The organism is Acidithiobacillus sp. YTS05, assembly GCF_024396695.1.
GTDB classification, from domain to species: Bacteria; Pseudomonadota; Gammaproteobacteria; order Acidithiobacillales; family Acidithiobacillaceae; genus Igneacidithiobacillus; species Igneacidithiobacillus copahuensis.
On record NZ_CP094359.1, the window covers coordinates 2,089,922 to 2,102,878 of the forward strand.

At 61.7% G+C, this 12,957-nt stretch carries 14 protein-coding genes; 4 read left to right on the plus strand and 10 right to left on the minus strand.

From position 1 onward, the window contains the following. Positions 1-5 precede the first annotated feature (5 nt). The 3 genes from truD to ispD are packed head-to-tail and all read right to left on the minus strand — an operon-like array spanning position 6 to position 2,278. Entirely contained in the window at positions 6-1,130 is a 1,125-nt protein-coding gene (truD, locus tag MQE22_RS10290; protein ID WP_255790293.1) for a tRNA pseudouridine(13) synthase TruD, read from the minus strand. Beyond that, positions 1,081-1,560 (minus strand): 2-C-methyl-D-erythritol 2,4-cyclodiphosphate synthase, encoded by a 480-nt coding sequence (gene ispF, locus MQE22_RS10295; protein WP_215873349.1) that lies wholly within the window; start codon positions 1,558-1,560, stop codon positions 1,081-1,083. Before ispF ends, truD begins: the two co-directional genes overlap by 50 nt. Positions 1,561-1,570: 10 nt before the next feature. Beyond that, a complete protein-coding gene (gene ispD / locus MQE22_RS10300) occupies positions 1,571-2,278 on the minus strand; it encodes a 2-C-methyl-D-erythritol 4-phosphate cytidylyltransferase (RefSeq protein ID WP_215873350.1) in 708 nt (235 codons plus the stop codon). Between the two features lie 113 nt (positions 2,279-2,391). Between ispD and mfd the strand changes: the two genes are divergently transcribed. The 4 genes from mfd to gorA all read left to right on the plus strand — a co-directional run bounded on the left by mfd (position 2,392) and on the right by gorA (position 9,203). Further along, the gene (gene mfd, locus MQE22_RS10305; RefSeq protein ID WP_215873351.1) at positions 2,392-5,844 is read left to right on the plus strand and encodes a transcription-repair coupling factor; all 3,453 of its coding nucleotides are present in this window, start codon (positions 2,392-2,394) and stop codon (positions 5,842-5,844) included. 4 nt (positions 5,845-5,848) lie between these two features. Beyond that, the gene (serB, locus tag MQE22_RS10310; protein WP_215873352.1) at positions 5,849-6,961 is read left to right on the plus strand and encodes a phosphoserine phosphatase SerB; all 1,113 of its coding nucleotides are present in this window, start codon (positions 5,849-5,851) and stop codon (positions 6,959-6,961) included. An 85-nt stretch (positions 6,962-7,046) separates the two neighbouring features. Beyond that, positions 7,047-7,790, plus strand: a complete 744-nt coding sequence (locus MQE22_RS10315; RefSeq protein WP_215873353.1) for a glutathione peroxidase — start codon at positions 7,047-7,049, stop codon at positions 7,788-7,790. Positions 7,791-7,844: 54 nt separating this feature from the next. Then, positions 7,845-9,203 carry a glutathione-disulfide reductase gene (gorA, locus tag MQE22_RS10320; RefSeq protein WP_215873354.1) on the plus strand — a complete coding sequence of 453 codons (1,359 nt, stop codon included), beginning with the start codon at positions 7,845-7,847 and terminating at the stop codon, positions 9,201-9,203. Between the two features lies 1 nt (position 9,204). On the opposite strand, the gene MQE22_RS10325 is transcribed toward gorA, so the two are convergent. The 7 genes from MQE22_RS10325 to radC all read right to left on the minus strand — a co-directional run bounded on the left by MQE22_RS10325 (position 9,205) and on the right by radC (position 12,930). Next, positions 9,205-10,050, minus strand: coding sequence for an S-methyl-5'-thioinosine phosphorylase (locus MQE22_RS10325; protein WP_215873355.1), 846 nt, complete (start codon positions 10,048-10,050; stop codon positions 9,205-9,207). Next, a complete protein-coding gene (locus MQE22_RS10330; RefSeq protein ID WP_215873356.1) occupies positions 10,047-10,595 on the minus strand; it encodes a hypoxanthine-guanine phosphoribosyltransferase in 549 nt (182 codons plus the stop codon). The genes MQE22_RS10325 and MQE22_RS10330 overlap by 4 nt, the downstream gene beginning before the upstream one ends. Before the next feature lie 8 nt (positions 10,596-10,603). Next, a complete protein-coding gene (locus MQE22_RS10335; RefSeq protein ID WP_215873357.1) occupies positions 10,604-10,981 on the minus strand; it encodes a DsrE family protein in 378 nt (125 codons plus the stop codon). A 96-nt stretch (positions 10,982-11,077) separates the two neighbouring features. Beyond that, positions 11,078-11,443 (minus strand): YtxH domain-containing protein, encoded by a 366-nt coding sequence (locus MQE22_RS10340; RefSeq protein WP_215873358.1) that lies wholly within the window; start codon positions 11,441-11,443, stop codon positions 11,078-11,080. 33 nt (positions 11,444-11,476) lie between these two features. After that, the gene (locus MQE22_RS10345) at positions 11,477-11,833 is read right to left on the minus strand and encodes a hypothetical protein (protein ID WP_215873359.1); all 357 of its coding nucleotides are present in this window, start codon (positions 11,831-11,833) and stop codon (positions 11,477-11,479) included. A 42-nt stretch (positions 11,834-11,875) separates the two neighbouring features. After that, on the minus strand, positions 11,876-12,259 hold the full coding sequence (locus tag MQE22_RS10350) for a diacylglycerol kinase (RefSeq protein ID WP_215873360.1): 384 nt from the start codon (positions 12,257-12,259) through the stop codon (positions 11,876-11,878). After that, positions 12,256-12,930 carry a RadC family protein gene (gene radC / locus MQE22_RS10355; RefSeq protein ID WP_215873361.1) on the minus strand — a complete coding sequence of 225 codons (675 nt, stop codon included), beginning with the start codon at positions 12,928-12,930 and terminating at the stop codon, positions 12,256-12,258. Before radC ends, MQE22_RS10350 begins: the two co-directional genes overlap by 4 nt. Between the last annotated feature and the right edge of the window lie 27 nt (positions 12,931-12,957).

Consider the following 12,957-nt stretch of genomic DNA (forward strand, 5'->3'; position numbering starts at 1 on the left):
ACTTGCTACGGACAAGGGTCCGAGCTCATTTTTTCCGACTTCACCCCAAGGGCTTCCAGCAACACCGTGGCATAGGAGCCTTGCGGTAGAAAGAACTGGAGAACAATTTCCCCAGCTTGCGGCGCATGAACGGACATATCCTCCGGACGGCAGCGCAAGGCTCGTCGTGCTGCGTCCAAGCCCTGACTGGCCAGCGCCGCTGCCCAGGCCATACCGTTGCCGGGAGAATCGTCGCCGCCATGCCAAGCGGCAAGGATTTCCGCTTCCAGTTCGCCTACCAGCCCTTTGCTTTGCCCCGCAGCTTTACCCGGCAGTGGCCCGGTGGGATGGAGATCCCAGGCATCGGCGCGGGCCTGCAGCTCCGCGAGCTCTTCTGCGCCAGCCCGAAACTGGCTATGCGTCCCGGCCAACTGGATGATCTCACCGGGCAGGATGCAGTTCCAGCTTTTCTGTCGCACCCGCTCGGCAAGAACCAAGTTGAATAGCGCGGAGCGCGCCGTCGACCACAAAAGCGCGCGCAGATGATGTGGCATACGTCCACGCCGCCCACCAGTCAGCAGGCGCCCGGCAGCGGCCAGATTATCGTGCCCGAAGCGTTGCGCCCCGAAATAGTTGGGGAAACCCTGTTGCGCCAAAACCCGCAAGGCGTTTTCCCAGGCGGTGCTGTCGTTGGCGTCGCGTACATGTATGCGAAATCGATTGCCGCGATGCACACCGCGCCGTAGTTTGCGTCGATGCCGGTCGATGGCGAGAATTTGCACCCCCGCAGCGGCGAACTGGCCCCAATCGAGTTCCTCACGGCCAACGAGCGGCACGGTAAAGGCTTGTCGGGTACGGGCTTGGTAGTCCTTTAGACCGGCGTAGCCAACGTCTCGGGCGGGGACGCCCGCAAAGCGCGCGAGCAGCCGTGCGACCTCCTCGGTGTGGCGCCGCGTCTTCTCGACCCAGAGCCAAGCATGGTCGCCCTCGCCATCGGCAGCAAAAGGCAACACCTCTTCCACAAAAAAGCTTTCGGGGGAGGAACGAAAGACGCCTTCCGGGCGGGCAAGCGCCAGCTCCGGATACCACCGATCGGGGATCTCAGACATCCCGGATGAGGCAGATAGCTTGGGCGGCAATGCCTTCGCCACGGCCGGCAAAGCCCAACTGCTCTGTCGTCGTCGCCTTGACACTGACCGCAGGGAGCGGAATCTGCAGGTCACTGGCGAGATGTTCCCGCATCTGGGGAATATGCGGTGCCAATTTGGGGCGTTGACAGATGAGGGTCGAATCGACATTGACGATGCGATAGCCCTCCTGCTGCAGCAAGCTGGCGCAGTGACGGAGCAGTAGACGCGAATCGGCACCGGCAAAACGGGGATCGGTATCCGGGAAATGTTTGCCGATATCCCCCAGGGACGCCGCGCCGAGCAGTGCGTCGCAAATGGCGTGGATGAGGACATCGGCATCGGAATGACCGGCCAGGCCGAGTTCATAAGGCACCCGCACACCGCCCAGAATCAGGGGGCGATCTGCCACCAGTGCATGCACATCAAAGCCCTGTCCTACGCGAATCTCCATAGTTCTCCTTTCACGACCCACGCGCGGCCAGAATAGCCTCAGCCAAGGGCAAATCTTCGGGATAAGTGATTTTGAGGTTATCGGCGTGGCCCTGCACCAGAAGGGGGTGCCAGCCGCGCCGTTCCATAGCCGAGGCCTCATCGGTCACCGGGGCACCCTGCTGCTCGGCATCGTCAAGGGCTTCGAGCAGCGCACCCAGGGGAAAGGCCTGGGGAGTCAGGGCACGCCAGAGATGACTACGTTCGACGGTGGCCACCACATGCTCGCCCGCGGCACGCTTGAGGGTATCGGCTACCGGCAAGGCCAGCAAAGCCCCTTGTGGGGCTCTGGGCAAGGCATCCAGGAGCGCATGCAGATCGCCCCGTTGCAGGCAAGGGCGCGCCGCATCGTGGACCAGCACCCAGTCCTGCGGCAGGGCGCCATGTTCCAGAAGCGCGCGCAGGCCGAGTCGCACCGAGTCCTGGCGCTGCGCTCCACCTACCACCGGGGGCAGAAAGCTTCGGCTTTGCGAACCGAGAAGCTCACGCCAGGCGCCGGTGGCGAGATCTGCGCCGGGCAACACCAGTTGTACGCCACGAATGCGCGGCTCGATCAGAAAGGGCTGCAGGGCATGGGCAAGCACCGAGCGACCGCGCAGTTGCAGATATTGCTTGGCGACGGCACCACCAAATCGCTGCCCGCGTCCACCGGCGGGGATCAAGGCCCAGATTTGTTCCATGCACATCCTCCTGATCGCTGCGCCAGCATACCCGAATGACCGCGACTTTTGCAGTTTTTTCTTGGCCTGCATAGACTGTCGCCTTGGCTTTTTGAGGATGTGCTGTCTTGCTGATGGATTGGCTCGGGTCACTGGTCCTCCAACCCGGAAAAACCGCTACCCTGCCGCCGGCGCCGGGGGCCGCTCAGGCCCTGTTGGCGGCGGCCCTACAACGCCGCTTGCAGCGCCCGATCCTGTTGATCGTCAATGCCAGCCGCGCGATAGAAGAATGGCAACGGGAATGGCAATTTTTCGCGCCGGAATTACCTGCACCGCTGGTTTTTCCCGATCGGGAAGTGCTTCCTTACGATCGCCTGAATCCGCCGGCCGAGATCAGTACCGCGCGGCTGGCCACTCTCGCGGCCCTGCCGCACTGGCGGGGACTGATCATCGCCCCGGCCAGCGCAGTGCTGCAGTTTCTGCCGCCACCGAGCCATCTCGATCGTCATGCGCTGTGGCTCCACCTGGGGGCGCGCTTGCCCCTCGAATCCTTCCGCCAGCGTGCCATCGATGCCGGCTATCAGAGCGTAAGCGAGGTGTCGGAAGCAGGGGAAATCGCCTGGCGCGGTGGCATCATCGATATTTTCCCGAGCGGCAGCCCTCTTCCCTATCGGATCGAGCTTTTTGGCGACGAGATCGACAGCATTCGTGCCTTCGATGTGGAAACCCAGCGCAGTCTCGGCAAAGTGGAAAAGGTAGAGTTGCTGCCGGCACGCGAAGTTCCGACTGCCAGCGAGGATCTGCAACGCTTTCGCGCACAGTTTCGCGCCCGCTTCAGCGGCGACCCGCAACAGGCGGAGATCTACCGTGCCGCCAGTCGCAATAGTATACCGGCGGGTGCCGAGCAATACCTACCTCTGTTTTTTGAAGCTTGCGGCGACATCAGTAATTATCTGCCGAAGGACAGCATCGTGCTGGAGGAGTCCGGGCTTGCGGCCGCAGTTCAGCAATTGCGCCAGGAATGGCAAGAACGCTATGCCGAGCGCAGCAGCGATCGTGCCCATCCCATCCTGCGGCCTGACGAACTGTTGCTGAGCGAGGACTCTTGGCAGCAACGATTAGCGGCCTACCCCATTTTGCGGCTCAGCGAACAGGTGCAGGGCGAGGCGCAAGGCTTTCTGCCTCCGCCTTCCCTACAGGGCAACAGTGAAAATCCTTTGCTCGGCCTCGAGCGCTTTCTACAAGAGCTTCCCGGTGGTGCTCGCGTAGTGCTGGCGGCGGAATCCGCTGGACGCGCCGAAGCGGTGGGCGAGCACCTACAGCGCCTGGGCGTCCCGGTGCAACGAGTCGGCAACTGGTCCGAATTTTCCGCTGGGTCCGCCTCCCTCGCCCTCGCGGTGGCGCCGCTGGAACGGGGACTGTTGCATCAGCAGCGGGGACGTATCGATCTAGCGTTGATCTCGGAAGCGCAGATCTTTGGCGATCGGGTGTTTGCCCAGCGCCGTGGCGGCCGAGCACGCCAGCGGAGCATGGAAAATCTGCTACGCGATCTGGGAGAACTGCAGCCCGGCGATGTGGTAGTCCATGAGGATTACGGCATCGGGCGCTTTCTGGCGCTGGACACCCCCTTTGCCGGGCAAGGAGACGTCAACGAGTACATGAGTATTGCCTATGCCGGCGATGCCAAGGTCTATGTACCGGTGGAACAACTCGACCGCGTCAGCCGCTTTGTCGGCAACAGCGAGGAAATCGAGCTATCGCGTCTGGGAAATGCGCGCTGGAGCAAGGCCAAGGCCAAGGCGCGACAGAAGGCGATCGATGCCGCCAGCGAGCTGCTCGACATCTACGCGCGCCGCGCCGCGCGCCCTGGAAGGAGCTTCCCGGCGCCGGACGACGCCTATTGGGACTTTGTTTCCCGCTTTCCCTTTGAGGAAACACCGGACCAGCAGGCCGCCATCGATGCCGTTCTCGACGATCTGCAACGGCCGCATCCCATGGACCGCCTGGTCTGCGGCGACGTCGGTTTTGGCAAGACCGAGGTGGCCCTGCGTGCCACCTTCCTGGTCGCTCACAGCGGCGCCCAGGTGGCCATTCTTGTACCCACCACCCTCCTCGCCCAGCAACATTTCGAAAACTTTCGCGATCGCTTTGCCGGGCTGCCCATCCGCGTCGCCATGCTCTCCCGTTTTCAGAAGGGCAAGGAACGTAGCGCGATCCTTGCGGATACCGCCGCCGGCAACATTCAGGTCCTCATTGGCACCCATCGCCTGCTCCAGGGCGATGTGCAATTTGCCGACCTGGGACTCCTGATTCTCGATGAGGAGCATCGCTTTGGCGTGCGCCATAAGGAAAAGATCAAGGCCCTGCGCAGTGAGGTGGATGTACTCACCCTGACGGCAACCCCCATCCCCCGCACGCTGAATCTTTCCCTGGCGGGACTGCGCGACCTGTCGCTGATTGCCACGCCGCCGCAGCGCCGGCAACCGGTACGCACCTTTGTGCAGGAATTTGCCGAAGACACCATTCGCGAGGCCTGCCAACGCGAGCTGCATCGCGGTGGGCAAATCTACTATCTGCACAACGAAGTACAGGATATCGAGCGCAGCGGTAAATTGCTGCAACGCCTGCTGCCGGAGGCGCGCATCCGCATTGCCCACGGGCAGATGCCGGAGACCGAACTGGAGGCGGTGATGCTCGATTTTTATCATCAACGCTTCGATCTGTTACTCTGCACCACGATCATCGAATCGGGCATCGACAATCCGCGTGCCAACACCATGCTCATCGATCGTGCCGACCGCTTCGGCCTGGCGCAGCTGCATCAGCTGCGGGGGCGCGTCGGGCGTGGACATCAGCGGGCCTACTGCTATCTCTTCACCCCCGATCCACGCGCCATGACTGACGACGCCAAACGACGCCTCGACGCCATCCAGTCCCTGGAGGAGCTTGGTGTAGGGTTTGCTCTGGCCAGTCATGATCTGGAGATTCGTGGTGCCGGCGAGCTCCTGGGCGATGCCCAGAGCGGACACATGGATGAAGTGGGCTTTACCCTGTTCATGGAGTGGCTGAACGACGCCGTTGCCGCCATCCGCGCCGGCAAGGATCCGCAAAGTCTGGCGGAAAAACAGGCGGAGGGGCCACAGATCCATCTCAACACCCCGGCGCTCATCCCCTCCGATTACTTGCCCGACGTGCAACTGCGTCTGCAGCTCTATAAACGCCTGGCCAATCTGCGCAAGAGCGAGGGGATTGGTGCGATCATGGTAGAGATGGTGGATCGCTTTGGCACCCTGCCGGATGCCGTCAAGACCCTGCTCTGCCAGACGCAACTGCGGATTCTCGCCGAGAGCCTGGGCATTACCGCTATCGACGCCGGACCACAGGGCGCCCGCTTGACCCTGAGCGCACGGCATCGCTTGCCAGTGGACCGCCTCTTACAGAAGATCCAGAAGGAATCGCAGACCTTCCAGCTCGAGGGTCAGGACCGCCTGCGCATCCGTCGTACCCTGCCCGACGGCCAGACGCGATGCGAAGCCCTTCTTACGCTCATCGACGAACTCAATGGCCCTGACTCAAGCAAGGAGTAAAAGCATGTCTGCCACCCGCCTCGCCATTTTGAGTCCCGCCCATCAGGGACGTATGGCCCTGCCCGCCAGTATGAGCCAGATCGTTGCCGGAGAAATCGAGCAACGGGAAATTGCCGGGAGCTGGCTGCAGAGCTGGCGCCTGCCCGCCGACTTTGCCGAGCTGCAACCCTTCCTGGAGGAGCTGGCACGCCAGGGGCTGGCACAGGAGCGGGAGATCCTCTGGGGCCCCGCAAGCGACGCAGAAGAGCCTCTACGTCTGGTGTTGCGCGGGGACCTGCGTCCGACGATGTTACGCCGGGCACTGACCAGTCTACAACTACGCGCCTTTCTGCCGGGCCGGGTGCTACTCGCCCAGGGCAATGAGCTGGTGATCGAGATCTGGGGCGATGCCGCCGCCCTGCCCCTTGCCAACCACCAGCTGGTCGAGGCACTGATGGAGTTTCCCGTCGACGTCGCCCTCACACCCAACTGGAAAAGCGGCCAGTTTCGCCTTTTGATCAGCGACATGGACTCCACCCTGATCGCCATCGAATGCATCGACGAGCTCGGTGCGCATCTTGGCTTGAAAAGCAAGATCGCGGCGATCACGGAACGTTCCATGGCCGGCGAGTTGGATTTTCGCAGTTCCCTGCGCGAGCGCGTGCGCCTGCTTGCCGGCACCCCGGTCGGCGCCATCGATGCCGTGATTCGTGAGCGCCTGCAATTCAGCCCGGGGGCCCGCGACTTGGTCGCCGCCGCCAAGCGTGCGGGGATGGAAACCGCTGTCGTCTCTGGCGGCTTCACCCAGTTCACCCGGCATGTCCAGGAAGAACTGGATCTCGATTACGCCTTTGCCAATCAGCTCGACATTCGCGATGGCAAGCTCACCGGCGAGGTCATCGGCGATATCGTCGATGCCGAGGCCAAGGCCGATATCCTGGACCTCCTCGCCATTGCCGCGGGCACCAATGCCAACCAATGCGTCGCCATTGGCGACGGGGCGAATGATCTGCCCATGCTGCGCAAGGCCGGCGTGGGTATTGCCTATCGTGCCAAGCCCGCCGTCCGCGCCCAGGCGAATTATCAGATTCGCCAAGGAGGGCTGGAGTTTGTCAGCAGCATTCTCGGTCTCGTCTGAGGGAGTGAGCGGCGTTTGCAAATATTTTAGACAATGTCTAAACTAAGGCGTCATCAATTCCGATGCAGCCATCGAGGGTCGATCCATGAAACTCAGCAATATGGAAGGAAAGGCAGTACCCCAGGTCACTTTTCGCACCCGGGAAAACAATCAATGGAAGGATGTCAGCACGAAGGAACTCTTCGCCGGCAAAACGGTAGTGGTCTTTGCTTTGCCTGGCGCCTTCACTCCCACCTGTTCTTCGAGCCACTTGCCCCGCTATAACGAGCTGGCGCCGGTCTTGCGCGAAAACGGCGTCGATAGCATTCTTTGCATCTCGGTGAATGACGCCTTTGTCATGGAGGCCTGGGCCAAGGAACTCGCCGTCGAGAATGTACGTCTGATTCCCGATGGCAACGCCGAGTTCACCGCCGGCATGGGTATGCTGGTGGACAAGGCCGACCTGGGGTTTGGGCGGCGCTCCTGGCGCTACTCCATGTTGGTGAAGGATGGCGTTGTCGAGAAGATGTTCATCGAGCCTGACAAGCCCGGCGATCCCTTCGAGGTTTCCGATGCCGATACCATGCTCCGCTACATCAATCCCAATGCCCAGGATCCGGCCTTCATCACGCTCTTCACCCGCGAAGGCTGCCCCCACTGCGCCCGCGCCAAGGCGATGTTGCAGGAGCGCAACCTTCCCTATGAGGAGGTGCATACCGGCATGGGTACGGGAATTAGCTCGCGGACGGTGCGTGCAGTTTCTGGACGCTCGACGGTGCCACAGATCTTCATTGGCGGCAAACACATCGGTGGCGCCGACGATCTGGCCAAGTATCTCGCCGCCCACTAAGCGCAACCCAATCTGGAACACGGCGTCTCTATGACGCCGTAAGGAGCTTACCCGGTGAGCACGACAACAGACTTCGATTTCATCGTCATCGGCGGCGGTAGCGGCGGTATTGCCAGTGCCAACCGCGCCGCTTCCTATGGCGCCCGCGTTGCTTTGGTGGCAGAGGGACCTTTGGGGGGCACTTGTGTCAATGTCGGTTGCGTCCCCAAAAAGCTCTTCTGGAATGCTGCCCATCTGGCAACTAGTCACGAGCTGGCAGCGGGCTATGGCTTTTCGGCAACGCCCTGGGATTTCAACTGGGGCAGTTTCAAAAGCCATCGCGACGCCTACATCCAGCGACTCAACGGGCGCTATGCCGAAGGGCTGGAGAACAATCGCGTGACGCTTTTTCGCGGTCATGGTCGCTTGCGCGGTAAGAATCAGGTCAGCGTCGATGAAAAGACCCTGCTCAGTGCCGCGAAGATCCTTCTGGCAACGGGCGGAACACCGATCTGGCCAGAGATCCCTGGAGCCGAGCTTGGTATGGATTCCGATGGATTCTTCGCCCTTGGCGAGCAGCCGCAGCGGGTAGCCGTGGTGGGTGCCGGCTATATCGCCGTCGAACTGGCTGGCGTCTTGCGCGCCTTGGGCAGCGATGTCTCGCTGGTGGTGCGGCGCAATCACTTCCTCCATGGGTTTGAGCCCATGCTGCGGGAACATCTGATGGAGGCCATGCAGACGCAAGGCATCAACCTCCTCGCCCAACGTCAGGTGCGGCAGCTTCGGCGCGATGCGAATGGCCTGTGTCTCGACTTTGCGCAGGGAGACTGCCACGGGGGCCTCGATGCGGTACTCTGGGCTATCGGCCGCCGCCCGCAGACCAGCGATCTCGGTCTGGTGGCGGCAGACCTGGCTACCGATGACGATGGTTTTCTTGCCGTCGACAAATTCCAGAACACCCCTGTGGATGGCATCTACGCGGTAGGCGATATCACGCGCGCGCCAGCCCTGACCCCCGTCGCCATTGCCGCCGGACGCCGTCTGGCCGATCGTCTGTTCGGCGGGCAGAGCGAGCGACACCTCGACAGCAGCCTGACGCCCACGGTGATCTTCAGTCATCCGCCCATCGCCACGGTGGGCATGAGCGAGATTGAGGCTCGGGAGCGCTATGGCGATGAGCAGGTGAAATGCTACCAGAGCCGCTTCGTACCGTTGCTACGCGCTTTTCAGAGCGAACCGGAACGGACCGCGATGAAGCTGGTGACCGTGGGACACGAGGAGCGCATTGTCGGACTGCATGCCATTGGCGACGGGGTAGAGGAGATGCTGCAGGGCTTTGCCGTGGCCATTCGCATGGGCGCTCGCAAACGGGACTTCGATGACACCATCGCCATCCACCCCACGAGCAGCGAAGAGTTCGTGACGCTGCGCTGAATCAGGCAGCGGGCGTTGCCTTTTTTCGCGCCAGTGGCGCCTTGTGCAGCGCCTTGAGGGCATCCGGACCTACCGCCATGCCACAATCACAGGGCGGGCAGTCGGCCAGCAACGGGACCGCCGCGGCGAGTACCGCCCGCACCCGCTCCATGCCCTCATGCATGACGGCGTCGATCCCCTCCATGGTAATCGGCTCCGCCGCCTTACCCGCGGCGGGGTTCACCACCAACGACAAGGGCGCATAACAAAGGCCGATCTCTCGCGCCAGAACGGCTTCTGGACAACCGGTCATGCCCACCACATCGCCGCCATCCCGCTCGATCCGACGGATTTCTGCCGCGGTCTCGAGACGCGGCCCCTGGGTCGCAGCGTAGGTGCCTCCTGGATGCACCGAGATCCCGGCTTTTTCGGCCCCTTGCAGAAGCCGTTGCCGCACATTGGCGCAGTATGGTTCGGAAAAGTCGATATGAATCACCTGTTGCGCCTCGCCGCCTTCGAAGAAGGTGCTGGGACGGGCATGGGTGTAATCGATGAGCTGATCCGGTACCAGCAGGACGCCGGACTGCATCGCGGCAGTGATTCCACCGACGGCGGTCACCGCAATCAGATGGCTCACTCCCACATGATGCAAGGCCCAGATGTTGGCGCGATAGTTGACCCGATGGGGCGGGATGGTGTGACCATAGCCATGGCGGGCCAGAAAAACGATCTCCTGACCATTGAGAACACCAAAGGTCAGAGGACCAGAGGCCTCGCCAAAGGGCGTGCGAATGATGCGACGGTGGCGAATTTCCAGGTTTTTGAGCCTGGTCAGGCCGCTACCGCCAAGGATCCCGACGCTACTCATGATTCCTCCGCCAGCACAAAAATCCCGGGCGCATTGCGACCGAGCCCCCGGGCATCGAGGCCGAAACCAAAGATGAAACGATCCGGAACTTCCAGACCCACATAATCGATGGGCACGGCACAGGGACGCTCGCGCTCCTTGCGTACCATCACCGCCGTGCGCACCTCTGCTGCCCCCTGGGCACGACAATAGTCCTGCAGCGCCAGCAGGGTAACGCCCTCATCGAGGATATCATCGACGATGAGCACGGTGGCATCCAGCAGGTTCTCCCGTGGCGTCAGACGCCACAGCAGATCGCCGCCACGCGTCTTGTCACCATAGCGACTGACCTGCACACAATCCAGATGCAGGGGAAAATGCAGCATGGGCAGCAACTGACCGACGACGACGATGGCACCGGACAGGACTGTCAGCACAATGACCGGACGGTGCGGTACCAACGGTTCCAGGTCGGCATTAATGGCAACGGCCATCCGTTGGATGGCCGCGTGCACCGCCTCCGCGCTGAACAACTGTTCAGCCGGCCCCAAATGGGTAGGCGTCATGACGTCACTTAATAGGTAAAGGTAACGACATCGTCGTCCATGGCCTGTTCGATGACATAGGCGCCACCGACCACGTCCGACACTTCGGGAATGAGGTCTTCCTTGGTGCAATCCCACAGTTCAAGGGTGGGGGTACAGACAAAGAACTTCACGCCCGCCTCGTGGGCATCCTTGATGAAATCGTGAACGCTCTTGGGGCTGCCCGGCATGACGTGCATCTTCTCCGCCACGCCCTTCTTGGCCAGCTCGCCAGCGCGAGCGGTAAGCACCACCTCCACCTCAAAATCCATTGCCGCAGCAACCGTGGCCTGGAAGAAAGGCGCACCCAGCTCCTGGGGGTTGGAAGGATCGGTGTTGACCATGACCATCAGCAATTTATCAGCCATCTCACTACTCCTTGACAGAAAACTCGCGCTATCTTATCGGTGCCAGATGCCCCTTGCACCATGATTTGATTGATTACCGCATAAAAAACTGCGCGGTCAATCCTCTGGGCCCCCGATTTCCGCCTCGATCTGCCGCTCGCGACGGGAACGCAGCAGGATCTCGCGCTCTTCAGCCAATGCCCGCTTTGCCACCTGAATGGCTTCCAGCAGGTCTTGCCGTTTGGCATCCACCAATTCACCGCCGGAGGCCATCAACTGTTGGGTCTTTTCCTGGATTTCGTCGAGGAGCCGGGAAATGCGCTCCTCCGCGACCGTCTCCAGTTCGCGCAGTTGCTCCCTGCCGCGTTGCATTCTGCGCCGGAGATCGTCGCGGGTCTCGACGCCGCTGGCTGGGGCAAGCAAGACGCCAGCGGCGGCACCAACGAGTAAGCCCATCATGAATCCTGCTGCTGAATTTCTCATGCAAACCTCCAGTGAGTTACGAAACAGAAAGCCTCAATGACGACGGCGGGCAAAGTAACGCCAGCCAGTACGCGCAGCCTTGACCCAAAGCCCAAGTTCCTGGACCGGGAGCGTCAGGGTGTCAACGGTGTCGCGCAGTTCCCGATCGACATACCGTAATGTCGCCTCGACATGCTGGAGCTGCTTGCCCCCGCCGCGGATGATCTTTTGCAGCTCTGCCAACGACACTTTCAGGTCAAACAACAGCGGCCCAACTTCCTGCTCTGCCCGGGCCAGGACCCGTTCCAGCCGCAGAAAGGTACGAATCACCACGCCAGCTACCGCGGCCAATATGACGAGTGAAAAAATGGACACTATCGCGATGATCGTGAGGGAGGCGTTGATACCCATAGCGTGCGTTACCCTAAAATTTCCTTATTCACTATAGACGGATCAGAAAGGCGGTGCAAAACCCGCCCCACCCTGAAAGAAGGCCAACAACAAACACGCCGCCAGTAAAATGGCCGCAACGCTGAGGATGAATACTGCAGCAGCGCCAAGATCCTTGGCACGGCCGATGAACGGATCCAGCTCCGGTTCGACACGGTCGGCCAGGGTTTCGATGGCGGTATTGAGCAGCTCGGCGGCCAGGATCGCCGCCATCAGCAAGATGAACAAGGCCCACCACAGGAGCGGCGCACCCGTGCAAACCAGGAGAGCAATTCCCAAAACTGCAGCACCCAGCTCGGTCCGAAAGCTCGCCTCCCCACGCACGGCACTTTCCAGACCGGCCAGCGCGTAGCGTCCGCGGCGCCAGAGAGGTGCGTTTTTTCTCACCAACCGCCCGCTTCGCGCAGGGAGACCGGCTCGCCATCACCGACGATGAAATGATCGAGCAGACGCAGGTCCAAAAGTCGCAGGGCATCCTCCAGCCGGCGGGTGAGCTGCCGGTCCGCCGTGCTCGGCTCAGCAACCCCCGAAGGATGATTGTGCGCCACGATCAGCGCCGCCGCATTGAGTTCGAGGGCGCGCTTGGCGACCTCGCGGATGTGCACACTGGCGCTGTCGATGGTGCCCTGAAACATCTCCTCGAAGCGCAAGACACGATGACGCTGATCGAGAAAGAGCACCGCAAAGACCTCGCGTGCCCGATCGCGCAGGCTGGCACGCAGGTATTCCGTCACCCGGCGTGGCGATTCCAGGGCTTCGCCCCGCTGCCAGCTTTCTGCCAAATGGCGCCGCGCCATCTCCAGCACCGCCTGCAACTGCGCGAATTTGGCGGTACCGAGCCCATGCTCAGCACAGAAGGACTCCTGTGGGGCCGTCAAGAGTCCTCGCAACCCACCAAAGCGTTGCAAAAGATCACGCGCCAGTTCGACGGCGCTTTTGCCACGCACCCCTACCCGCAAAAAAATCGCCAACAATTCCGCATCGGACAGACTCTCCGCCCCCTTCGCCAACAAACGTTCCCGCGGCCGTTCGTCCGTGGGCCAATCCCGAATAGCCATGCGCTCCCTCTTTTTCGTATCCTAGTC

Coding starts and splice junctions, on each gene's coding strand:
- ispF (WP_215873349.1), bottom strand. CDS start 1,560: ATGGAGATTCGCGTAGGACAGGGCTTTGATGTGCATGCACTGGTGGCA.
- ispD (WP_215873350.1), bottom strand. CDS start 2,278: ATGGAACAAATCTGGGCCTTGATCCCCGCCGGTGGACGCGGGCAGCGA.
- mfd (WP_215873351.1), top strand. CDS start 2,392: ATGGATTGGCTCGGGTCACTGGTCCTCCAACCCGGAAAAACCGCTACC.
- MQE22_RS10330 (WP_215873356.1), bottom strand. CDS start 10,595: ATGACGCCTACCCATTTGGGGCCGGCTGAACAGTTGTTCAGCGCGGAG.
- MQE22_RS10335 (WP_215873357.1), bottom strand. CDS start 10,981: ATGGCTGATAAATTGCTGATGGTCATGGTCAACACCGATCCTTCCAAC.
- MQE22_RS10345 (WP_215873359.1), bottom strand. CDS start 11,833: ATGGGTATCAACGCCTCCCTCACGATCATCGCGATAGTGTCCATTTTT.
- radC (WP_215873361.1), bottom strand. CDS start 12,930: ATGGCTATTCGGGATTGGCCCACGGACGAACGGCCGCGGGAACGTTTG.
- MQE22_RS10340 (WP_215873358.1), bottom strand. CDS start 11,443: ATGAGAAATTCAGCAGCAGGATTCATGATGGGCTTACTCGTTGGTGCC.
- MQE22_RS10325 (WP_215873355.1), bottom strand. CDS start 10,050: ATGAGTAGCGTCGGGATCCTTGGCGGTAGCGGCCTGACCAGGCTCAAA.
- serB (WP_215873352.1), top strand. CDS start 5,849: ATGTCTGCCACCCGCCTCGCCATTTTGAGTCCCGCCCATCAGGGACGT.
- MQE22_RS10315 (WP_215873353.1), top strand. CDS start 7,047: ATGAAACTCAGCAATATGGAAGGAAAGGCAGTACCCCAGGTCACTTTT.